The sequence below is a fragment of the Flavobacterium sp. LMO6 genome, assembly GCF_009495795.1.
Taxonomy (GTDB): Bacteria; Bacteroidota; Bacteroidia; order Flavobacteriales; family Flavobacteriaceae; genus Flavobacterium.
Window position 1 is genome coordinate 72280 of sequence record NZ_WIBH01000002.1, and the last position, 22220, is coordinate 94499.

Here is a 22220-nt window from a genome sequence, read left to right on the forward strand (position 1 = left end):
TTTTATTCTGCGCAAAAACAAGGGTTCTTGCCAAATGTGTATGTTAATGTTAAACCGGTAAATACATACCAATCGTTACTATTTAAATTTCCAAAACGTAATGTTTCAAAATTATCATTTTTTGGATTACTTCCGTCTAAATTATCGGTAAAAGTATATCTAAAACCAACTTCGGCACCAATTATAAAATTTTCTAAAAATCGTCCTTTTACTCCAACAACCATTGGGATAGAGAAAGTACTACTTTGATAATCTAATTTACTTGTTTGATCTAAAATAAAAATTTCGTCATAAATAAAGTAACTAATACCACTGTAAACATATGGAGATACTTTTGTTTTAGAATCATGTAAGTCAAAATCCATGAAATTAAATTCTAATCCAGCAGAAAATTCTTTTACACTATTTTCAAACGAAAAGCCTCTTAATTTTCTACTAGGCACATCGCTATCAATATCGTTAGATTTTAAACTTCCTTGAGTATATGAAAAACGATACGCGTGTCTAGGACTTCTGTTCCATTTATAAATTATTCCTATTGCTGACTCGTTTGGTGCAATGTAAGAGGTTGGCCCAACATCACCAATATAGTTGACGCCACCAAAAAACACACCTAATTCGTTTATTTGTGCATGCGAACTAAACCCGCAGAAAATCAGTGAAATATATAATAAAAAGTGCTTCATTTTTTAAAATAGTTTGCAAATATAACAATAATGACTTCTTATCCCTATTTTAAAGGTTTTTTTTGTAGTCTTTTGAATATTTAAAACGTTAAAAATTAAAAAATGATATAAAAAGTCTGTTAATTTCTTTTGTCTTCTCCCCAAAGTAGTTTTTTTCTGATTGTATTTAAAAACGATTCTTCTTTAAATTCAATTATAGAAATGGTAAATGGTGATTTTTTTATTTTTACAATTGTGTCTTTTGAAACAGCCGAAATTCTTGAATCTAAAGAAATTAAAAATTGCTCTTCTCTACCGGAAATTCTAAGTTCAATTTCCATATCATCCATTATTACTAAAGGTCTTGCATTTAAATTATGTGGAGCCATTGGAGTAATAACTAAACTTTCTACATTTGGCGTAAGCACGGGTCCGCCACAACTTAAAGAATATCCTGTAGATCCTGTGGGTGTGGAAATTATTAGTCCGTCAGCCCAGTAAGAAGTTAAATATTCTCCGTTTAAATAAGTAATAATAGTAATCATCGAAGTGGTGTCTTTTCGGGCTACCGTAACTTCGTTTAGCGCAAAATTTAATTCGCTAAAATTCTCATAATTTGGTGTAGTCTCAATACTTAGTAAGGTTCTTTTTGAAATAGCATAGTCGTTATTAAGGAGTTTTTGAAGCAAGGTCTCAATATTTTCAAATTGAATTGTTGCTAAAAATCCTAATCTTCCTGCATTAATTCCTATAATAGGAATGTTTTTATCCCTAACAAATGTTGCTGCTTTTAAAATAGTTCCATCTCCACCAATACTTATTAATGCTTTGAAATTCGAATCCAAATCATTGTAGCTTGAATACGTATCATAATCTTTTAAAATGATATTTTTTTCTTTTAGAATCGCTAAAAAATTTGCTTCAAATGCAATTTTAATTGCTTTTGACTCTAAAAAAGAAACTACTTTTTGTACGATCTCAGCTGTACTGTTTTGATAATATTGACCGAAAAGCGCTATTTTCATTATTGTTATTTTAAATATTCAAGTATTTGTCTAAATAATCGGAACGTTCTTTTAAACTATTCAAATAAGAATCATCTTGATGTTCAGAAATAATTTCATATTCATACCGTCTAAAAGTTTGAATAATATCGTTTAGTCCACTTTGACTAATTTTTACTGTAATTTCAACTTTTTTACCCACTACATTAGAAATAAATAATCCTAAAATTTTAGCGTTATTACTTTCAATTATTTGAGCCACTTGACTCATAGAAAACTTTTCAGTTTCTTTTTCTATTACGATGATGCCGCCTTCTTCTTTTAGGAATGGAGTTTCGTGAAAAAAACGTATTACATCTTCAAGTTCATAATATCCTAAATAGTTGTTTTTTTCATCCAAAACAGGAACTAAATTACTTTCGTTTTTTGCGAAAATTTCTAAAACATCAAGCCAAATGGTTGTTGTGCGTACAAAAAATCGCTCAAAATGAAAACGAGTTTCATTTACAATTGAATTACTATCTAAAAGTTCTGTGTTTTCTTTACTTACACAACCTATATATACGCCATCTTCTGTTACTGGAAAATGGGAATAAGGAAAATCCACAAACAAATCCTGAGCTTCTGCTATAGAATCAGTATGTTTTAATGGTTTTATTTCGTTGTTTAAGTAGCTTGTAAGATTATTCATTTTGGATTTGATGAAAATATATCGCAAAATAATCAAAAAATACCATATGCTAGCTAACTTATACTTTGTATTTTTGTACAAATTAAAAAATCATCATGACAAAATTATCTGTAAACATTAATAAAATAGCAACGCTTCGTAATTCTAGAGGTGGTAATGTGCCTGATTTATTGAAAGTTGCAAAGGATATTCAGCAATTTGGAGCGCAAGGAATTACAATACATCCAAGACCAGATGAAAGACATATTCGTTATCAAGATGCTCGCGATTTAAAACCGGTGGTGTATACCGAATATAATATAGAAGGAAATCCACAACATAATTTTATTGATTTAGTTTTAGAATGTAAGCCTACGCAAGTTACATTAGTGCCTGATGCAATTGGCGCATTAACATCTAATGCAGGATGGGATACAATAAAACATCAATCGTATTTGTTAGAAGTTATTCAGGAATTTCAAAGAAATAATATTCGCACTTCTATTTTTGTAGATGCAGATGAACGAATGATTGAAGGAGCAAAAGCAACTGGTACAGAAAGAATAGAATTGTACACGGAATCATTTGCTCATGAATTTGGTTTGGGAAATAAAGCTGGAATAGATTCTTATGTGAAATCGGCTCTTAAAGCAAATGAGTTAGGCTTAGGAATAAATGCGGGTCATGATTTGAGTTTAGATAATATTAAATTTTTTAAAGATAATATTCCTGGCTTGTTAGAGGTTTCTATTGGTCATGCTTTAATTTCTGAGTCATTATACTTAGGATTAGAAAATGTAGTAAATATGTATCTTCAAAAATTGAAATAAGATGTTGTTGCATTCAAGAATTGAAGGCGAAGGAACGCCAATGGTAATTATTCATGGTTTTTTAGGGATGTCTGATAATTGGAAAACATTAGGATCTCAATTTGCTACGGAAGGATTTCAAGTACACGCATTAGATCTAAGAAATCATGGAAAAAGTTTTCATTCAGAAGATTTTTCTTATGAAGTAATGGTTGAAGATGTAAAGCAATATTGTGAATATCATCAATTAAACAATATAATAATTATTGGCCATTCTATGGGAGGAAAAGTGGCTATGTTATTAGCAACAACTTATCCAGAATTGGTTTCAAAATTAATTGTAGCAGATATTGGACCTAAATATTATGCGCCTCATCACCAAACTATTTTAGCAGCATTAAATGCGGTAGATTTTTCAAAGAAACCAAGTAGAGCAGAAGTAGAAGAAATTGTTTCAGGTTATATTAAGGATTTTGGAACCCGACAGTTTTTGCTTAAAAACTTATATTGGGAATCGCCAGAGCAACTCGCATTTCGGTTTAATTTAAAAGTTTTCAATGAAAAGATAGAAACAATTGGAACCGTTTTACCGTTTAATAATACTTTTTTAAAAGATACTTTGGTTTTAAGAGGAGACAAATCTGACTATATTTTAGATTCCGATTTTGAAACCATTTATCATCATTTTCCTTCTGCAATTATTAAAACGGTAAACAATGCTGGTCATTGGCTTCATGCCGAAAACCCAAAAGATTTTTACACATATGTTATGGATTTTATAAAATAAAAAAGCAAAAAAATTATGCATGCATAATTTTTTAGTTAAAAAAATTGTAAAATTCATAATTTGTTATAATTTTGAAGTATTGATTATTACGAATTCAGAAAAAACTAACAAATTTAAATTATGAGAAAATTACTTTCTTTAACATTATTGGCTTTGGCTGGCTCTACTGCATTTGCAGGTGGATATAGAGTTAGTATCCAAGGTCAAAAACAATTAGCTATGGGGCACACGGGTGTTGCTGTAGTAAATAGTGCCGAGGTTGCTTTCTTTAATCCGGCTGGGATGGCTTATTTAGATAAAAAATTCAACTTGTCAGTAGGAGGAAATGCCTTGTTTGCTAATACAAAATTTCAAAATTCTCAATATGGTTGGGAAGCTGAAACAAAAAATTTAGGAACACCTTTTAGTGTATATGCAACGTATAGATTAAATGATTGGTTTACTGCTGGTTTAGCAGTTTATACTCCTTACGGAAGTTCTGTTGAATGGGATCAAGATTGGGAAGGTGCTCATTTAGTTAATAATATTGACCTAAAAGCAATTTTTGTTCAACCTTCTATTTCTGTAAGAGTTGGTGAGCATTTTAGTGTAGGTGGTGGTCCTATTTTTGCTTCAGGTTCGGTTAATTTTAATAGAAATGTAGCAATAAATCCTTTATTATCAGTTGATGGAAGTGGTACAGATGTAACTTTAGACGCAAAAGGAATTACTGCTTGGGGTTATACAGCTGGTTTTATGTTTAACCCAACAGATAAATTTAGAATAGGTATGAACTATCGTTCTGAAATTATTATGGAAGCACGTGATGGAGATGCAAATTTTAATGATGTGCCAGGATTTGCTTCAACAACTCCAACACTTCAAAACACTACTTTTAATGCAGACTTGCCTTTGCCAGCAGAATTAACTGTAGGTATGTCATATCAAGTAACTGACAAATGGATGTTAGCATTCGATTACAATAGAGCAATGTGGGGAGTTTATGAAGCTTTAACTGTTGATTTTCTTAATGCAGATGGTTCAATTAGAAATACATCTAATAACCCAAGAAATTATAAAAATTCAAGTACTTATAGAGTAGGTACTCAGTACAAAGCAAATGATAAATTTACCTTTAGAGCGGGTTGGTATTTTGATGAAAGCCCTGTTCAAGATGGTTATTTTGCACCTGAAACTCCAAGAAACGATTCTATGGGATACACAGGAGGTTTAACATATCAGGTAAATAGTAAATTAGGGGTTGATTTTTCATTCTTATACTTACATTTTGATGAAATCGATAATTCTTACGATTATTATCAAGAAAACGGAAATACACTTCCATTTGGTGGAACTTATAAGTCTTCTGTTTTCTCTCCAGGTATTGGTATTACTTATGGTTTCTAATTTTTAATTAAACGAAAGATGAAAAATAAATTTATATATTTAGCTATTATAGCTGCTGGATTTGCTTCTTGTGAACCAGAATTTGAAAATACAGTAGATGCAAATTACACATCTGGTGACGCAGATTTTACATCATATGTAGCTGTTGGTAATTCATTAACGGCTGGTTATATGGACGGAACTGTTTACCGTGTGGGTCAAACTTATTCTTTCCCAAATTTATTAGCACAAAAATTTGCGCTAGTAGGAGGTGGTGAATTTACTCAACCTTCTTATGCAGAAGATGTGAATAATTTAGGAGGAATTCAAGGTTTAACAGGAACAAGATTAGTAATTAATGCATCTGTTGGTGGTGTTCAGCCAATTGCAGGATCGCCTACAATAACGCTTACACCTCAAGCAACTGCCTACAATAATATGGGAGTACCAGGTGCTAAATCATTTCATTTAACTTTTCCAGGATACGGTGCATTAAATCCATATTTTGCAAGACACGCAACTTCTCCTTCAGCAACAGTTTTAGGTGATGCTATGTTAAAAACACCAACTTTTTTTACTAACTGGATAGGAGCAAATGATGTTTTGGCTTATGCAACTAGTGGTGGTGCACAAGCTGATGGGGTAACACCAGCAGCTGACCATAACTTTACTGGAAATACGAATCCTGCTACTTACGGAGGGAATGATATTACAAACTCAAATGTTTTTGCAAGTGTATATTCAACAATAGTTACTACATTAACATCAAACGGTGCAAAAGGTGTTGTTTGTACAATTCCTAGTGTAACTTCTATTCCATACTTTACTACGGTTCCTTACGCTCCATTATCTCCTACAGCATTAGGAGGTTCTGCGAATATTAATGCGTTAAATGCACAATTATATGGTCCTTTAGATGGTATTTTTACTGCTTATGGTGAGCCTAATCGTGTTAATCCATTATCTGCTACTTCCGCAAATCCAATATTAATTTATGATGCTGATGCTATAGATAGATCTGCAGAAATTACAGGAGCTTTATCTGGTACTTTAGGAGTTCCTACAGCAACTGCTTTTGGTATGGTTTTTGGAAAAGCGCGTCAAGCTACTGCTGCAGATTTAGTAGTGTTGCCAGCTTCTTCAGTTATTGGTACAACAAACGCTTCTTCACCTTCAGCTTTAATTAACATAAATGGTGTTTCTTATCCAATGGCTAATAAATGGGTGTTAACAGCTACTGAAAAAGCTAGAGTAGCTAATGCTACTGCTGCTTATAATGCTTCAATTGTGTCTATTGCTAATGCAAATGATATTGCAGTTGCAGATATGAATGCAATTATGAATCAATTGGTAACTGGATTAAGAATCGAAACTGGGCAATTATACACAGCAAATTACTTTAGTGGTTCTGCTACTGAGGGTCTTGTGTTATTTTCTTTAGACGGAGTTCATCCAAATGCACGTGGATATGCTGTAATTGCTAATGAAATTTTAAAAGTTATTAATGAATTTTATAATGCTAATTTGCCATTACATAATCCATCATATTTCCCAGGAATTAATATTGTTCCTTCAAATTAGGGATTAATTTTAAAACTTTTCAAAAAGGCATCATTATTGATGCCTTTTTTTGTAATTTTAAATTTTCCTAAAATAATATAAAAATGAATTTAATCATAAAGCTTTTAATTAGTACAATTGTTGTTTTTGTACTTTCTTATTTTTTACCAGGTGTTCATGTTACTAGTTTAACAGGCGCTTTAATGGTGGCAGTTGTACTTGGGTTGTTAAATACTTTTTTAAAGCCAATTTTTGTATTGCTAACTATTCCAGTAACATTGTTTACTCTAGGCTTTTTTTTACTAGTTATAAATGCAGTTATTATTTTAATTTGCGATTATTTAATTGCAGAGTTTAGTGTTGATGGATTTTTAAGTGCATTATTTTTTAGTATTCTCTTGTCTATTATTCAGTCTGTTTTAAATAAAATATTTATCGAAGAAAAATAATTTTTACCGAATTGAATTTCAATAAATTAAAAACTTGTTTGGGTTGTAAAAATTCTATAATTTTGCAACCCAATTTTTATGGTATTTAAATAAATAGATAATGAACATTACAAAAAAGCAAGTTGATGCATTAAATGCTATTGTAACAGTAGCAATCACTAAAGAAGATTATTCTGATAAAGTAGAAAAAGTATTAGCAGATTATAGAAAAAATGCATCAATTTCTGGTTTCAGAAAAGGTGCAGTTCCAATGAGTTTAATTCAAAAACAATATGGTAAAGCTGTTTTATTAGAAGAAGTAAACAAAGTATTACAAGCTTCTCTTAATAATTATTTATCTACTGAAAAATTAGATATTCTTGGAAATCCAATTCCAGTTGTAACTGAAAGTATCGATTGGGATGCTGAAAACTTTTCTTTTGACTTCGAATTAGGATTGGCTCCACAATTTTCAGTTGATTTGTCTGCGAAAAATAATGTTACTAAATTTAATGTTATTGCAGATGAAAAAATGTTAAATGATCAAGTAGATAGAATTGCAAAACAATACGGAAAATTAATTTCTCAGGCTGAAGTTAAAGCAGATTATGAAGTTAGAGGAACATTTACAAATGAAGAAAAAGGAATTAATGCTCCTGCAAATTTTGCATTAGATATTTTTGCTAATAAAAAAGTAGCAAAATCTTTTATTGGTAAAAAAGTGGGTGATGTAGTTGCGGTTGAAACTAAAGGTTTGTTTGATGATGATCACAAACTTATGGATTATTTAAAAGTAAGTCATGATGATGTTCATGGTTTAGATATTTTGGTAAATTTTACAATTGAAGAAATTAATGCTGTTGAAAAAGCAGAAATGAACCAAGAGTTATTTGATAAGTTATTCGGAGAAGGAGTAGTAAAATCAGTTGAAGAGGTTAAAGCTAAAATTAAAGAAGATGCTGAGGTGCAATTTGCACAACAAGCAGATCAAAAATTCTTAAACGATGTAACAGATTTCTTAATTGAATCTACAAAGTTTGAATTGCCTGCTGCTTTCTTAAAAAAATGGATTCAAACAGCTGGAGAAAATCCTCTTTCAGCAGAACAAGCAGAAGAAGAATATGCAAAAGCCGAAAAAGGATTACGTTTTCAATTAATTGAAGGAAAAGTAATGGCAGATAATAATCTACAAATTACTTTTGAAGATTTAAAAGCACATACTGCTGAATTAATCAAGAAACAAATGGCTCAATTTGGTCAATTAAATCCATCTGAAGAAGAAATTAATGGAATTGTTGCTCGAGTAATGTCTAACCAAGATGAGGTAAAACGTTTATCTGAGCAAGTAATGAGCGAAAAAATGTTAGGTCTTTACAAAGAAAAAGTAAAATCTAAAACTAAAGAAGTGAATTACGATCAATTCATTAAAGAAATGTACGGAGAATAATTTCTCACAAAAAATAATTATCTTTGAGCGTCAGACTAGTTTTGGCGCTTTTTGTTTCAAGACAATTTGTCACAAAAAGTAATAGGCACGAACTTTGCAAAATATTAATGGTTTTAAGTTTAATTCCTTTTAAACTTTTAAACACATAAACTTTTAAACTTAATTTATGAATTACGGAAAAGAATTTAAAAAATATGCTACTAAGCATCACGGAGTAAACAGTTTATATTACGATAAAATTGTTGGAAGTATGACGCCTTATATTATTGAAGAACGCCAATTAAACGTAGCTTCAATGGATGTTTTCTCTCGTTTAATGATGGATAGAATCATTTTCATGGGAACAGGAGTTGACGATTATGTGGCAAATATTATTCAGGCACAATTATTATTCTTAGAAAGTGTTGATGCTTCTAAAGATATTAGTATTTATATCAATTCTCCAGGAGGAAGTGTTTATGCTGGATTAGGTATTTATGATACAATGCAATTTGTGAAACCTGACGTAGCTACAATTTGTACAGGAATGGCAGCTTCAATGGGAGCAGTATTGCTATGTGCTGGTGCAGAAGGAAAACGTTCGGCATTACCACATTCAAGAGTTATGATTCACCAACCATCTGGAGGCGCACAAGGCGTAGCAACAGATATGGAAATCAACTTGAAAGAAATGTTGAAATTAAAAAATGAATTATATGAAATCATTTCTAAACATTCAGGACAGTCTTTTGAAAAAGTACACAAAGATTCAGAACGCGATTATTGGATGATTGCTGCAGAAGCAAAAGAATACGGAATGATTGATGAAGTTTTAACAAGATAATTTAAAAAGTAATTAGTGATTAGTAAATAGTGATAGGCTAATTACTAATCACTTTTCACTAATCACTAAAAAATGGCTAAAGAAGTATTAGAATGTTCATTCTGCGGAAGGAAAAAGCCTGAAACCAATTTATTAATTGCAGGGATTAATGCGCATATTTGCGACAAATGTATTGAACAAGCACACGGAATTGTTCTAGAAGAATTAAAACAGTCTGGAAATTCAGATTTAGTTGCCGATTTGATTTTGTTGAAACCAAAAGAAATTCGTGCGTTTTTAGATGATTATGTCATAGGGCAAGATCAAACTAAAAAAGTAATGAGTGTAGCGGTTTATAATCACTACAAACGTTTGATGCAAATTCAATTGGAAGACGAAGTTGAGATTGAAAAAAGTAACATCTTAATGGTAGGACAAACCGGAACCGGTAAAACTTTAGTAGCAAAAACTATTGCTAAAATGTTAAATGTTCCGTTAGCTATTGTTGATGCTACCGTATTAACTGAAGCAGGTTATGTAGGTGAAGACGTTGAAAGTATCTTAACTCGTTTGTTACAAGCGGCTGATTATGATGTAGCCAAAGCCGAAAGAGGAATTGTTTTTATTGATGAAATAGATAAAATTGCACGTAAAAGTGATAACCCATCGATTACGCGTGATGTTTCAGGTGAAGGTGTTCAGCAAGCTTTATTGAAATTATTGGAAGGAACAGTGGTTAATGTGCCGCCAAAAGGAGGAAGAAAGCATCCCGACCAGAAATTTGTGGAAGTAAATACTCAAAATATCTTATTCATTGCTGGTGGTGCTTTTGATGGAATTGAAAGAATCATTTCAAAACGTTTAAACAGACAAGCAGTTGGTTATAGTTCGTCAATTGGAACAGACCAAATAGATAAAGACAATTTGTTGCAGTATTTAATTCCTAAGGATGTTAAAGATTTTGGATTAATTCCTGAAATTATAGGTCGTTTACCAGTTTTAACACACATGGATCCATTAGATGCAGAAACGTTAAGAGCTATTTTAACAGAACCGAAGAACGCTTTAGTAAAACAATATAAAAAATTGTTTGAAATGGATGAGGTTACTTTAGAAATTGAAGAAGAAGCTTTAAATTATATCGTTTCTAAAGCCTTAGAATATAAATTAGGCGCTAGAGGGTTGCGTTCATTGTGTGAAGCGATTTTAACGGATGCTATGTATGAATTACCAAGCTCTGAAGATAAACATCTGCAAGTAAATAAGGAATATGCAGAAAATAGTTTAAATAAAAATTTATTACAGCGTTTAAAAGCAGTTTCTTAAAATAAATATTTAAAACAAAAAGGTCGCCAATAGGCGACCTTTTTGTTTTTTAAGCATTTTTCTTTTGCTCAGTTGTTTTTACTTGTTTAGCGTTGCAATATCTTTTTTGGCAACTCCATCCGCTTGAGCAAGATGTTAATAAAAATGTAATTGCTACTGCTGAAACCAGAATTATTTTTTTCATAATATATTTATATGTTAATCTATTTAGTATGTTTTTATTTGATAATTTTAAATTCAATTCTTCTGTTGGCTTGATCTTGACTTGCTGTACATTTTTCACATTTTTCTAGTAATTCGCTTTCTCCATAACCTTTATAAGTTAGCTGAGAAGCTGGAATTCCTTTTTTAAGTAAATATTGGTAGGCAGCTTTCGCTCTACTTTCAGACAATTTTTGATTGTATGCCTCAGAACCTTTACTGTCTGTATGAGCGTTTATTGTAATGCTCATGTTAGCATTGTTGGTTAAAACTTCAACAATTTTATTTAAAGATAATTCTGATTCTTTTTTTACGGTTGATTTATTAAAATCAAAATAAATATTTTCAATTACAATTGCGTCATCTGTAACAACCGCTTTTTTCTGAGTTAATGCAATATTCTTCTCAGTGTCTCCAGTTGCAATGTTTAGTTTTTTGGTTTCGTAACCTTCTTTGTTAACTTCAACATTGTAGAATGTTAATGGCTCTAAAGCTAATTTGATTTTACCATTATTATCAGATTGTGTTTCAGTTAATTTGGTTCCAAATTCGTCTGTTACTATAACAGTTGCATTTGGTAAAGCTGTTTTTGAAACTTCTTCTACTATGGTATAATTTAAAAACAAATTTTCTTGTTTTCTAATCTCAAATTTTAAAATGTCAAAATTACCAGATTGATGTTTGTCTGTAGAAATATATCCTTTAGATGGAGATGTCATTACAAATGCTAAATCGTCTCTTCTAGAATTTAAATCTGTTCCAAGATTCATAGCGGTTAAAAATGTATTATCAACATAAGCAGATCTAAAAACATCATATCCTCCTAAGTTTAAATGTCCTTTTGAAGAAAAATACATGTACTTATTGTCAGGTGACATAAAAGGATATTTTTCATCAGCTTCTGTATTTACGTTTGGACCTAAGTTTACTAAATCTCCAATGCTTCCGTCTTCATTAATTGTAGCTTCATAGATGTCAAATCCTCCAAATCCTCCAGGTATATTAGTAGCAATAAAAATCTTTTTTCCATCTGGTGAAACGCTAGGGGTTTCTGCAGAATATGCTTCAGGAACTAGGTTTAAATTGGTAATGTTTGTCCACTTTTTAGCATCGTTTTCATTTAGTGTTGCTTTGTAAAGTGTAAATAATTCTTTGTTGTTTGGATTTTCTTGAGTGAAATATATTGTTTTCTGATCAGATGAAAACCCTATTGAGCCTTCTTCATTATCTGAATTTAATGCTTGTGAAAAAAGTAACGGAAACGATAAACTACCATCTTCTTTAACATCTACACAATATAAATTATTATTAGGAGTATTTGTTATAGGGTTTACAGTTACTTCTGCATGGCGTCTTTTTTTGTTAGATAAAATAATATATTTATTTTTAAAAAAAGTAGTGCCTATTTCGTTTAATTCAGAATTAATTCCTGTATCACTAATTACAAAGGTAATTCCTTTAGTATTTCTATTAATTGCATTTACGGTAGCTTCTGTTCCTTCAGAACGTCTAGGCTCTTGTCCAAAAGAAATAAGGCTAACTAAAAGTAAAAATAAAGTAAAGATTTTGCTTAGTTTCATAAATTAAATACTTAGATAATAGACTGTTAATGATTTCTTAAAACCGGTGCAAAAGTATGATAAAATTTAACAAAAAAAACAAATAGTTAAAATAAAATAACAAATTTCTGTAAATAACATAAAAAAAACCAATTTACAAGGGATTGTAGATCGGTTTTTTTGTGAATTATTTAAAAAAATATCTTTAGCAAACGTATATTTTATGAAATTCTTTATAAAAATGGTTGTTTTTTATACTATTCTCACACTTTCTATAAGGGCCGCATTTGTATCTTCTAGGACCACAAGATGTCATAATTATAATTAATGTAAATAGTGTAAAGATTAGTTTTTTCTTTTTCATAATTAGTTATTGTAAGGATAGTAAACTTTCTAAATATAACCTGTTATTTGAAAGTCTTGGAATTTTGTGTTGACCTCCTAATTTATCTTGTTGTTTTAGCCAATCGTAAAATAATTGCTCTCTTGCGACATTTAATAGTAACGGATTTAATGTCATATTGTTATATCGTTTTGCTTCGTAATCAGAATTTAAATTTTGTAAATTTTTATCTAACGACATTCTGAAATTTTCAATATTATCTGGCTTTATTTTAAATTCTATAATCCATTCATGAGCTCCTTTTTGTTTCTCGCTCATAAAAACAGGTGCAACTGTATAATCTCTAATTTCACAATTGAATTCTTTACATGTTTTAGTTATAGCAGTATCCGTATTTTCTACCATTAATTCTTCTCCAAAAACATTAATATAATGCTTTGTTCTTCCGGTTACTTTAATTCGGTAGGGATTTAGTGAAGTAAAGCGAATTGTGTCGCCAATTAAATAGCGCCATAAGCCCGAATTTGTTGTAATAACCAAAGCGTAATTTTTGTTTAATTCCACTTCATTTAATCGTATCGTATGCTGATTTAAAGTTTCAAAAGTATCCATTGGGATAAACTCATAGAAAATACCATAATCTAACATTAGTAATAATTCATCGCTATCGTTTTGGTCTTGAATTGCAAAAAAGCCTTCTGAAGCATTGTAGATTTCGTAGTATTTAAAACTATCTTTTGGAAATAACTTTTTGTATTGTTCTCTATACGGATCAAAATTTACTCCTCCATGAAAATACACTTCTGCATTTGGCCAAAGTTCTAATAAATTCGATTTCTCCTTGTTTTCTAATGCTTTTTGTAATAAAACCATCATCCAACTTGGTACTCCGGCCAAGCTAGTTACATTTTCATTTATGGTTTCATTTATTATAGCCGGAAGCTTAGTTTCCCAATCGCCCATTAACGATATTTTACTGCTTGGAGTTGAGCTAAATTCGGCCCAGATAGGCATGTTGTCTATTAAAATGGCAGATAAATCGCCAAAAAAAGTATTGTTGTTTTCATACAATTGTTTGCTTCCTCCTAATCGCAAGCTTTTTCCAGTAAATAGTTGCGAATTTTCGTTGTTGTTTAAATACAAACATAACAAGTCTTTGCTGGCTTTGTAATGACAATTTTCTAATGATTCAGTACTTACAGGTATAAATTTGCTTTTAGCATTTGTAGTTCCGCTTGATTTTGCAAACCACTTGATGTTAGAAGGCCAAAAAATATTTTGTTCTCCTTGTCTTGTTTTTTCAATTAAAGGATCTAATTCTTCATAGGTTGAAACAGGGATACGCTCACTAAATGTTTTGTAATTTTTCATAGAAGAAAAATCGTATTTTTTTCCTATTTGCGTATTTTCTGCTGATTTAATAAGACTGAAAAGTAATTCTTCTTGTACTTCATGCGGATATTTTAAAAACAACTCCATTTGATGAATCCGTTTTTTTAAAATCCAGGTGGCAAAAGAATTTATGATTTGTAATGGCATTTACCTACTTCTAATTTTGAATTATTAAATTGGAATAATAACTTTACCAAAAATAACATTTTTTTTAAATAATAAGACTAAAAAGGAAATCTTAACATAAAATGATATATCAAGGCACACTTTCAAAAATGCAAACCGAATTAAGTAATCCAATTCAGTATTATTTAGTTTTTGAAAATAGTTTTTTAAATATCAATCAACTTCTAGGAAAAACAATAGAAATTGAATTTCAAGGTTACCAATGTTTGAATTGCGGAAAAGCCAAGAAAATTTTTCGTCAAGGATTTTGCTACGATTGTTTTATGAGTAGTCCAGCGGTGGGCGATTGGATTATGAAACCCGAATTAAGTACGGCTCATTTAGATATTGAAGATAGAGATTTAGCTTATGAAAAACGAGTGCAGCTTCAACCTCATGTAGTTTATTTAGCTTTATCAAGTGAAGTAAAAGTCGGAGTGACCAGAAAAACGCAAGTTCCTACACGATGGATTGATCAAGGTGCTATACAAGCTATTCCAATTGTAGAAGTTCCGAATCGATATTTAGCAGGAATTACTGAGGTAGCGTTAAAAAATCATTTTGCAGATAAAACCAATTGGCAAAAAATGCTTAAAAACGAATATGTAGCGATGGATTTAATTGCTGAGCGAAATAAAGTATTCGATTGGTTGCCTAATGAAGTAAAAGAATACTTTCCAAAGGATGAAAAAATCATTCAACTCGATTTTCCAGTAGTACACTATCCGAAAAAAGTAACCAGTTTGAATTTAGATAAAACACCAAATTTCACTGGTAAGTTATCAGGAATAAAAGGCCAATATTTACTTTTTGAAGACGGAACCGTTTTTAATATAAGAACCTATGAAGGTTATGTGGTGAAGATGAGTTTATAAAAAGAAACCCTTTCAAATTTGAAAGGGTTTTGTCAATTATTTTTAAAATTGAAATTTATTCTCCTTTTTTCTTTTTTCCTCCAAACAAGCCTTTTATTGCATCAGTAGCTTTAGTTTTTATTTCTTCTTTTGGAGTTGTTGCTGCTTTTGTAGTATCTGTTGCGGCTGTTGTACCAGAGTTATTTCCTTTTGTACCATTCAACATATTAGTTAAAGCAGATGTTCCTTGATTAACTAATTTGTCCTTTTGCATTTTAACCAATTGGGTAGTTAAATTTGTAGTGGATTGTTTTAAATCGGTGTTTAATTTGGGTTGCGAAAAGTTACCAGTCATTAATCCGGTTACCGGAATACTTGTTATTTGTTTTTGGTCGGCAGGGGTTAATTTTGCAATTAAATTGTTTACATCATTGCCTAAATATTTTACTGGGACATCAAATTTTAAATTATAATTCATCGTTTGATCAAAACCATGAGTTCCGCCAACATTTACTGTAATATCTTGATATTTGATGTCCATAGGTTTTACATTTACTTTTCCGTCTTTGAATGATAAAGCAGCTTTAACGTCATTTAAGTTAACTTTACTCATGTCTATGAATTTTAAGTTTGAACTTAAAGTTGTTAACATGGCAGAATTCTTTTCATTAATGGTTGTAGATAATAACTGACCTATTAAATCCCCAGAAAGTGTTTTTAAATTTGGCGTCATATCATTTTGTAAATCCCCAGATAATTTAATGGTTGAATTCAGTTTTCCGTTAATAACACCAGCAATTGGAGCTATTGATTTTAGCATGTCTAATTGCGAAAACGATTCTGCAATATTTACTGCATTTAACCCTAAATCCATGTCGAATTTTGGTGTGTTTCCTTTGGTTGAAACGGTTCCAGTTAATCCAATGCTTCCTCCAAAAATGCCCATTTTTAAATTATTTAAACTTATTGCTTCATCTCTAATCACCATATTACCAGAAACATCTTTTAAGTTTAAATTGTCATAAACTACAGTTCCTGCTTTAGCTGTTATGCTACAATCTAGGAAAGAAGGAATTTTTACAGCTTCTGTTGTTTTCTTTCCTTCATCTGAAGTAGTTGTAGTTGGCGCCATGAAATCGGAAACAACTAATTTTGTCGAGTTCATGTTAAAGTTCCCTTTCAGAATTTGGTTTTTAAACATAAATCCGTAAAAATTATCTAAAGTTCCGTTTACTTGAAGGTCAGATGAACCTGTTTTTGCATCAAATTGGTTCAAACGAATTTGATTTGGATTGAAAGCCACTGAAGCTTGATTGATTTTGAATGGTTTAGCCATTTCTGGACCTTCATAATTGAAGCCAGTTAAGCTAATAATTCCCGAATTTTGAACGTTTTGATATTGAGAAGTTTCAACTGATTTCATGTCAAATTTCGTTTTTACATCGGCTTTTAAAATTCCGGTTAACGGTTTGTCTAATTTTACAGGATAGGCTTTGGTAACATTTGCTAAATTAATAGTTCCTTTTAATTCGGCATCAACTAGAGCATTTTCTGCAATGTTTTTAACAGTTGCTTTCGCATTAAACACATCTTGATCAATTGAAAACGAAAGTTGGTTTAAATTCACATAAGTATCATTCATTACACCTGTTTCGTTGATAATATGGGTGTCTATTACGATATTTTTAACCGATTTTGGTAAATCAGGATATTGGAATGACGCGTTTTTAGACGCAATTTTAATATCAAAAGCAGGAATAGTAGTCTCGGTTAAATTACCTTTTACTTTTCCATCAACAGTAAATTGCCCTGTGGTTTTTACTTTGTTAATGTCACCTGAATATGCTTCAGGAATTAATCCTAAGAAGTTCTTAAAATCGGAAGTTGGTGTTTTAAATGTTAAATCATAGGTTTGACCGGCTTCCACCATTTGAATAAATCCGTTGAATTCTAATGGTAATTGATTAATTAAGGCTTTGTTGTCTTTAAATTCGTATTTGCTTTTTTCTAAATCAATTCCTAAAACGGCATCAAGTGAAATCCCTACATTTTTCATGTAGTTGGTTTTTTCCATTTCAAAAGAAAGTTTAGCAGTAGTTTTTGTTTCTAAATCTAATTTTTGAGCTGCAAAATTTCCTTTTCCATCATGATAAATGCTATCTAAAACCATTTTCATATTTGAGCTTTCATCAACATAACTGAATTTTAAATTTTCTACTTCATAATTTTGAATAGAAAGAGCAAATGGTTTGCTTTCAGAAGATTTTTTATCAGCTTCTTCTTTTATAGCGATGTCAAAATTTCCAATACCATCTTTATTGAAAATGATATTTACAATTCCGTCAACTACACTAAAACTTTCTAAATTCATGGCTTCGTCATCTCCTTTAAAAAGTTCTTTTATACTCATGGTTACGTTAGTTTCACCAGCATATAAAAGGGTATCGTTTTCAAAAGGCGCTTTTGTAATAATGCTCAACTTTTCAATCGTAACATTAGCTTTAGGAAAACTTTTAAATAAACTTAAATCTACATCTTCAAATGCTATGTTCGCATTTACGCTTTCATTTAAAGTTTTGGCAATCATTTCCTTAATTTTGTCTTTAAACAAAAAAGGTGCTGCGGCTAAGGCAATAAGGGTTACTAAAAGAAAAATTCCAGTGCCTTTTAAAACTTTTTTTAACATAATTATATTTTTTGAAGTGAATGTAATTTCTTATTGCAAAATTAATACCATTTGTATGTATTTGTATTAATTTTATGTGAAACTTATAAAAAAAATCCCAAAAACAAATTGTTAATGGGATTGTAATTTTTTATTTCTTTTTATTAATGAATATTTAATTCATAAGGCATCATGGCTTGAATGCCTTTTCTGCTTTTTACACGTTTAATTTGTTCTAGCATTTGAAATCCTTCTTCACCAATTTGCTCTTTTAACAACTGTTCTTTGGTTTTAAACATGGCCATTCCGGTAAAGTTGGCTAACATGTCTTCAAAGCTTTTCTCATATTCCGGAAAGTTTTCAGTTCTGTAGGAATTCGTTTTTCCAAGTTTAGCAGCATATTTAATGGCAGCATCTAAACCACCAATTTCGTCCACTAAACCTAGTTTATGAGCATCAATTCCTGTCCATACTCTTCCTTGTGCAATTACATCTACTTGTTCAGTAGTCATTTTTCTTCCATCGGCAACACGTTTTAAGAAAGTAGCATATGTTTTTTCGATACTTTCTAGAACAAACCCTTTGAAGTTTTCGTCAATTGGTTCAAAAATACTATATCCACTTGCATTCTCATGTGTTTTTACTTGCTCTGCGTTAATCCCAATGTTTTTGCTTAATTGACTCATATTTGGTAACATTCCAAAAACACCAATTGATCCGGTAATTGTGTTGGGTTCTGCAAAAATTCTATCGGCATTCGCAGCAATATAATATCCTCCAGAAGCCGCATAATTTCCCATAGAAACCACAACAGGTTTTACTTTTTTAGTAATTTCGATTTCTCTCCAAATTAATTCTGAGGTTAAAGCGCTTCCGCCCGGACTGTTAACACGTAAAACAATTGCTTTTACATCATCATCTTCACGAGCTTCTTTTAAAGAACGATTGATTGAACCTTCTCCTATTATATTTACATCACCTTCGCCACCAGCAATTTCTCCTTGAGCATAAATTACAGCAATAATATCCTCTTTTGAGTAATCTTCAACAGTTGAAGCCGCTTTTTGAGCATAATCAGTAATACTAACAATATCGTATTTTTCTTTTTTGTCTAATTTTAATTTTGCTCTAATAGCATCATGATATTCGTCTTCATAAGCTATTTTGTCAATTAATTTATTTGCTAAAGCTAATTCTGGTGTTCTTGCTCCTAAAGAATTTGCAATAGCGTCTAATTGAGCAATAGATAATTTTCTGCTTTTAGAAATATCGGTAACAATTGTATTCCAAACCGAATTTAATAAAACTGTCATTTGTTCACGGTTTTCTGGACTCATTTCTTGAGCTAAGTAGGGTTCAACAGCACTTTTAAATTTACCATGACGTATAACTTCCATTTTTACACCAGCTTTTTCTTGCAATTCTTTCATGTATAAAATTTCAGCAGACAATCCTTTGAAATCGATTTCTCCCATTGGGTTTAAATACACTTGGTCGGCTACCGAATTTAAATAATATTCACCCTGAGAATAACCATTGGAATACGAATAAACAAATTTCCCCGATTTTTTAAATTCGTCTAATTTATCTCTAACTGCTTTACTTTGTGCTAAACCTAGTTGCGATTGATTGTTTAAAATGGAGATTCCTTTAATTTTATTATCATTTTTAGCTGCTTCAATCGCATTAAGAATATCGGTAACACCATCATGATGTGCTTCAAAGTAATTAAAGTCTTTGTAATTTGTTTTTCCAGCATAATCTAAAGATACTTTTGAAAGATCTAATTCTATAACGGAATTCTTTTTTACACTCACAGTGTCATCTCCACTACCAGCAATAGCGCCAATAATTATGATTCCAAAGAAGAAAATCATGCAAAAAATAAATATTCCAACAATAGTTGCTAATACATTCCCTAAAAATTTCATTTTAATTCTATTTATTATTTTGTTATAAGTAGTAAAAGAAACAAAAATGTTACATGTTCATAAAAAAACAAAAAAGGTAAATTATAAGTCTAAAATTGTTTGTTATTTTGCCAATATGAGTCAACATCAAGTAATTTTATCTTTAGGAAGCAATCAGGGAAATCGATTAGAGGCGATTGTTTCTTGTATTGATTTGATTCATAACAAAATAGCTACTGTTGTAAAGGTTTCAAAAGCATATGAAACTCCGGCTTGGGGATTTGAAAGTGAGCCGTTTTTAAATTGCGCAATAGTAGTCCATACGTCTAAAAAGGCTCAAAAAATCTTAAATCAAGTTTTAAAGGTTGAAAAAGAACTCGGGCGTATTCGTTCTAAAGATTTGGGATACCAAGCTAGAATAATTGATGTCGATATTATTGCTTTTGATGAAGAAATCATTGCAACAGAAACCTTGCAAGTTCCGCACCCATTAATGCAAAACAGAAAGTTTGTATTACAACCGATGTTGGATTTAGGTTTGAATTGGGAACATCCAATTTTAAAGAAATCGGTTGCTCAGTTGTTTGCTCAAACCGAAGATAAAAGTGAAATAAAAGCTTTTGAAGTTTTGGTTTCACCAATTGAAAGACTAGAGTTGCAACAATTCAATTACATCGCCATTGAAGGAAATATTGGCGCAGGAAAAACCACATTATCAACCAAACTTGCGGAAGATTGCAATGCCAAATTAGTGCTAGAGCGTTTTGCCGATAATCCGTTTTTACCAAAATTTTACAAAGACCAAGGTCGCTACGCTTTTCCTTTAGAAATGTCGTTTTTAGCCGATAGATACCAACAATTATCCGATGATTTAGCGCAATTTGACTTGTTTAAAGATTTTGTGGTGGCCGATTATCATATTTTCAAATCCTTGATTTTTGCTAAAGTTACACTTCAAGAAGACGAATTTCGTTTGTATAAAACCATGTTTGACATTATTCATAAAGAAATGCCAAAACCTGATTTGTACTTGTATTTGTATCAAAACACGGAGCGTCTTTTGGAAAACATCAAAAAACGCGGCAGAAGTTACGAGCAAGAAATTCCAGCGGATTATTTAGAAAAAATTAATCATGGATATTTGGATTACATCAAAACACAAACCGATTTGAATGTGTTGATTATTGATGTTTCGGATTTGGATTTTGTAAAAAAACAGGAAGATTATGTGTTTTTGTTGAATGAGATTAATGCCAAGATTAAAAATTAATTTTGGAACACAGATAACACAGATTAAACGGATTTACACAGATTTTAAAAATTTATTTAATTTCTTCAATCAGTGTTCCTAAATTAAAATTTCGAGATTTTTATTTTTTATTAAAAACATTATGACTTTCAATGCTAGTGTATTCGATTAGAATATGCGGAATAATAATTGTAACAAATAAATACACAAGAAAGATTAGTATTAATATGTAGAAAATCTTTTTCTTTTTCATTGTATTAAAATTTTACTTCATCTTCTGAAACAAATCCCAAATTACAATTCCAGCACTCACTGAAATATTCAACGAATGTTTACTTCCTAATTGCGGAATCTCAATTACACCATCACTCAAATTAATAGCTTCTTGCGAAACACCTTTTACTTCGTTTCCAAAAATTAAAGCATATTTTGTATTGGTTACGGGTTGAAAATCGTCCAACATAATGGCATTCTCCGTTTGCTCCACAGAATATACTTTTACATTTTCTTGTTTCAATTGATTCACTACTTCTAAAACGTCTTTTGCATATTCCCAAGTCACAGTCTCAGTAGCGCCAAGAGCCGTTTTGTGAATTTCTTTGTTGGGCGGAGTAGCCGTAATACCACACAAATAAATCTTTTCAATCAAAAAAGCATCCGAAGTTCTAAAAACGGAACCAATATTATGCAAACTTCTAATGTTGTCTAAGATTACATTAATTGGTGTTTTTTGAGCTTCTTTAAACTCGTCGATGTTTTTGCGTTCTAATTCTGCGTTGGCTAATTTTCTCATGTGGCAAAAATAGATATAATGTGGCAATTAGACAATTAGTCGATGTGTCAATTTTTAAACATATAAGCCGTTTAAGTTCATACAAGCCTTTGCGGTCTTTGCGAAAAACTTTGCTCCCGAAGCTTCGGGATTTCCGTTAAAATTTTAAACTTGAAATTGAACTTAAAAATTGTTCTTGCTCTTGCCCTTGAAATTGTTCTTGATTTTCTTACCTTCGCAATCATAC

General features: G+C 31.0%; 19 protein-coding genes. 10 read left to right on the plus strand and 9 right to left on the minus strand.

Annotated features, from left to right (window positions below; all coding sequences use genetic code 11):
• Positions 1 to 2: 2 nt before the first annotated feature.
• From GFJ99_RS02865 to GFJ99_RS02875, 3 genes are all read right to left on the minus strand, one after another.
• Positions 3 to 686 (minus strand): DUF6089 family protein, encoded by a 684-nt coding sequence (locus GFJ99_RS02865; RefSeq protein ID WP_008256171.1) that lies wholly within the window; start codon positions 684 to 686, stop codon positions 3 to 5.
• A gap of 119 nt (positions 687 to 805) precedes the next feature.
• Positions 806 to 1690, minus strand: a complete 885-nt coding sequence (locus GFJ99_RS02870) for an NAD kinase (RefSeq protein ID WP_153207456.1) — start codon at positions 1688 to 1690, stop codon at positions 806 to 808.
• A 10-nt stretch (positions 1691 to 1700) separates the two neighbouring features.
• Complete coding sequence (locus tag GFJ99_RS02875; RefSeq protein WP_153207457.1) at positions 1701 to 2360, minus strand: CBS domain-containing protein; 660 nt, start codon at positions 2358 to 2360, stop codon at positions 1701 to 1703.
• Positions 2361 to 2455: 95 nt separating this feature from the next.
• Between GFJ99_RS02875 and GFJ99_RS02880 the strand changes: the two genes are divergently transcribed.
• The 8 genes from GFJ99_RS02880 (at position 2456) to clpX (ending at position 10863) form a co-directional block, all read left to right on the plus strand.
• The gene (locus GFJ99_RS02880; RefSeq protein ID WP_008256176.1) at positions 2456 to 3169 is read left to right on the plus strand and encodes a pyridoxine 5'-phosphate synthase; all 714 of its coding nucleotides are present in this window, start codon (positions 2456 to 2458) and stop codon (positions 3167 to 3169) included.
• Positions 3170 to 3173: 4 nt separating this feature from the next.
• Positions 3174 to 3935: an alpha/beta fold hydrolase gene (locus GFJ99_RS02885; RefSeq protein WP_153207602.1), complete on the plus strand. Its 762-nt coding sequence runs from the start codon at positions 3174 to 3176 to the stop codon at positions 3933 to 3935.
• Between the two features lie 120 nt (positions 3936 to 4055).
• Positions 4056 to 5321, plus strand: a complete 1266-nt coding sequence (locus GFJ99_RS02890) for an OmpP1/FadL family transporter (protein ID WP_008256179.1) — start codon at positions 4056 to 4058, stop codon at positions 5319 to 5321.
• Positions 5322 to 5339: 18 nt separating this feature from the next.
• Positions 5340 to 6881, plus strand: a complete 1542-nt coding sequence (locus GFJ99_RS02895; protein ID WP_008256181.1) for a hypothetical protein — start codon at positions 5340 to 5342, stop codon at positions 6879 to 6881.
• Between the two features lie 83 nt (positions 6882 to 6964).
• Positions 6965 to 7309, plus strand: a complete 345-nt coding sequence (locus GFJ99_RS02900; protein WP_008256183.1) for a phage holin family protein — start codon at positions 6965 to 6967, stop codon at positions 7307 to 7309.
• Positions 7310 to 7409: 100 nt separating this feature from the next.
• Entirely contained in the window at positions 7410 to 8735 is a 1326-nt protein-coding gene (gene tig, locus GFJ99_RS02905; RefSeq protein WP_153207458.1) for a trigger factor, read from the plus strand.
• A gap of 166 nt (positions 8736 to 8901) precedes the next feature.
• Entirely contained in the window at positions 8902 to 9558 is a 657-nt protein-coding gene (clpP, locus tag GFJ99_RS02910) for an ATP-dependent Clp endopeptidase proteolytic subunit ClpP (protein WP_153207459.1), read from the plus strand.
• Positions 9559 to 9630: 72 nt separating this feature from the next.
• The gene (gene clpX, locus GFJ99_RS02915; RefSeq protein WP_153207460.1) at positions 9631 to 10863 is read left to right on the plus strand and encodes an ATP-dependent Clp protease ATP-binding subunit ClpX; all 1233 of its coding nucleotides are present in this window, start codon (positions 9631 to 9633) and stop codon (positions 10861 to 10863) included.
• Between the two features lie 49 nt (positions 10864 to 10912).
• Here clpX and GFJ99_RS13865 read toward each other — a convergent pair whose 3' ends face one another.
• From GFJ99_RS13865 to GFJ99_RS02925, 3 genes are all read right to left on the minus strand, one after another.
• Positions 10913 to 11047, minus strand: coding sequence for a hypothetical protein (locus GFJ99_RS13865; RefSeq protein WP_255473852.1), 135 nt, complete (start codon positions 11045 to 11047; stop codon positions 10913 to 10915).
• Between the two features lie 34 nt (positions 11048 to 11081).
• Entirely contained in the window at positions 11082 to 12644 is a 1563-nt protein-coding gene (locus GFJ99_RS02920) for an OmpA family protein (RefSeq protein WP_153207461.1), read from the minus strand.
• Between the two features lie 349 nt (positions 12645 to 12993).
• Complete coding sequence (locus GFJ99_RS02925; RefSeq protein WP_153207462.1) at positions 12994 to 14505, minus strand: GH3 auxin-responsive promoter family protein; 1512 nt, start codon at positions 14503 to 14505, stop codon at positions 12994 to 12996.
• A gap of 101 nt (positions 14506 to 14606) precedes the next feature.
• Between GFJ99_RS02925 and GFJ99_RS02930 the strand changes: the two genes are divergently transcribed.
• Positions 14607 to 15398: a DUF2797 domain-containing protein gene (locus tag GFJ99_RS02930; protein WP_153207463.1), complete on the plus strand. Its 792-nt coding sequence runs from the start codon at positions 14607 to 14609 to the stop codon at positions 15396 to 15398.
• 55 nt (positions 15399 to 15453) lie between these two features.
• Here the strand turns inward: GFJ99_RS02930 and GFJ99_RS02935 are convergent, their stop codons facing one another.
• Both GFJ99_RS02935 and sppA read right to left on the minus strand, forming a co-directional pair.
• The gene (locus GFJ99_RS02935; RefSeq protein WP_153207464.1) at positions 15454 to 18063 is read right to left on the minus strand and encodes an AsmA-like C-terminal region-containing protein; all 2610 of its coding nucleotides are present in this window, start codon (positions 18061 to 18063) and stop codon (positions 15454 to 15456) included.
• Positions 18064 to 18206: 143 nt separating this feature from the next.
• A complete protein-coding gene (gene sppA, locus GFJ99_RS02940; protein ID WP_153207465.1) occupies positions 18207 to 19973 on the minus strand; it encodes a signal peptide peptidase SppA in 1767 nt (588 codons plus the stop codon).
• A 115-nt stretch (positions 19974 to 20088) separates the two neighbouring features.
• On the opposite strand from sppA, the gene folK reads away from it, so the two are divergent.
• Complete coding sequence (gene folK, locus GFJ99_RS02945; protein WP_153207466.1) at positions 20089 to 21222, plus strand: 2-amino-4-hydroxy-6-hydroxymethyldihydropteridine diphosphokinase; 1134 nt, start codon at positions 20089 to 20091, stop codon at positions 21220 to 21222.
• Positions 21223 to 21466: 244 nt separating this feature from the next.
• On the opposite strand, the gene GFJ99_RS02950 is transcribed toward folK, so the two are convergent.
• Complete coding sequence (locus GFJ99_RS02950) at positions 21467 to 21994, minus strand: RNA methyltransferase (protein WP_153207467.1); 528 nt, start codon at positions 21992 to 21994, stop codon at positions 21467 to 21469.
• Positions 21995 to 22220: the final 226 nt, after the last annotated feature.

Coding starts and splice junctions, on each gene's coding strand:
- GFJ99_RS02865 (WP_008256171.1), bottom strand. CDS start 686: ATGAAGCACTTTTTATTATATATTTCACTGATTTTCTGCGGGTTTAGT.
- GFJ99_RS02870 (WP_153207456.1), bottom strand. CDS start 1,690: ATGAAAATAGCGCTTTTCGGTCAATATTATCAAAACAGTACAGCTGAG.
- GFJ99_RS02875 (WP_153207457.1), bottom strand. CDS start 2,360: ATGAATAATCTTACAAGCTACTTAAACAACGAAATAAAACCATTAAAA.
- GFJ99_RS02880 (WP_008256176.1), top strand. CDS start 2,456: ATGACAAAATTATCTGTAAACATTAATAAAATAGCAACGCTTCGTAAT.
- GFJ99_RS02890 (WP_008256179.1), top strand. CDS start 4,056: ATGAGAAAATTACTTTCTTTAACATTATTGGCTTTGGCTGGCTCTACT.
- GFJ99_RS02895 (WP_008256181.1), top strand. CDS start 5,340: ATGAAAAATAAATTTATATATTTAGCTATTATAGCTGCTGGATTTGCT.
- GFJ99_RS02900 (WP_008256183.1), top strand. CDS start 6,965: ATGAATTTAATCATAAAGCTTTTAATTAGTACAATTGTTGTTTTTGTA.
- tig (WP_153207458.1), top strand. CDS start 7,410: ATGAACATTACAAAAAAGCAAGTTGATGCATTAAATGCTATTGTAACA.
- clpP (WP_153207459.1), top strand. CDS start 8,902: ATGAATTACGGAAAAGAATTTAAAAAATATGCTACTAAGCATCACGGA.
- clpX (WP_153207460.1), top strand. CDS start 9,631: ATGGCTAAAGAAGTATTAGAATGTTCATTCTGCGGAAGGAAAAAGCCT.
- GFJ99_RS13865 (WP_255473852.1), bottom strand. CDS start 11,047: ATGAAAAAAATAATTCTGGTTTCAGCAGTAGCAATTACATTTTTATTA.
- GFJ99_RS02920 (WP_153207461.1), bottom strand. CDS start 12,644: ATGAAACTAAGCAAAATCTTTACTTTATTTTTACTTTTAGTTAGCCTT.
- GFJ99_RS02925 (WP_153207462.1), bottom strand. CDS start 14,505: ATGCCATTACAAATCATAAATTCTTTTGCCACCTGGATTTTAAAAAAA.
- GFJ99_RS02930 (WP_153207463.1), top strand. CDS start 14,607: ATGATATATCAAGGCACACTTTCAAAAATGCAAACCGAATTAAGTAAT.
- GFJ99_RS02935 (WP_153207464.1), bottom strand. CDS start 18,063: ATGTTAAAAAAAGTTTTAAAAGGCACTGGAATTTTTCTTTTAGTAACC.
- sppA (WP_153207465.1), bottom strand. CDS start 19,973: ATGAAATTTTTAGGGAATGTATTAGCAACTATTGTTGGAATATTTATT.
- folK (WP_153207466.1), top strand. CDS start 20,089: ATGAGTCAACATCAAGTAATTTTATCTTTAGGAAGCAATCAGGGAAAT.
- GFJ99_RS02950 (WP_153207467.1), bottom strand. CDS start 21,994: ATGAGAAAATTAGCCAACGCAGAATTAGAACGCAAAAACATCGACGAG.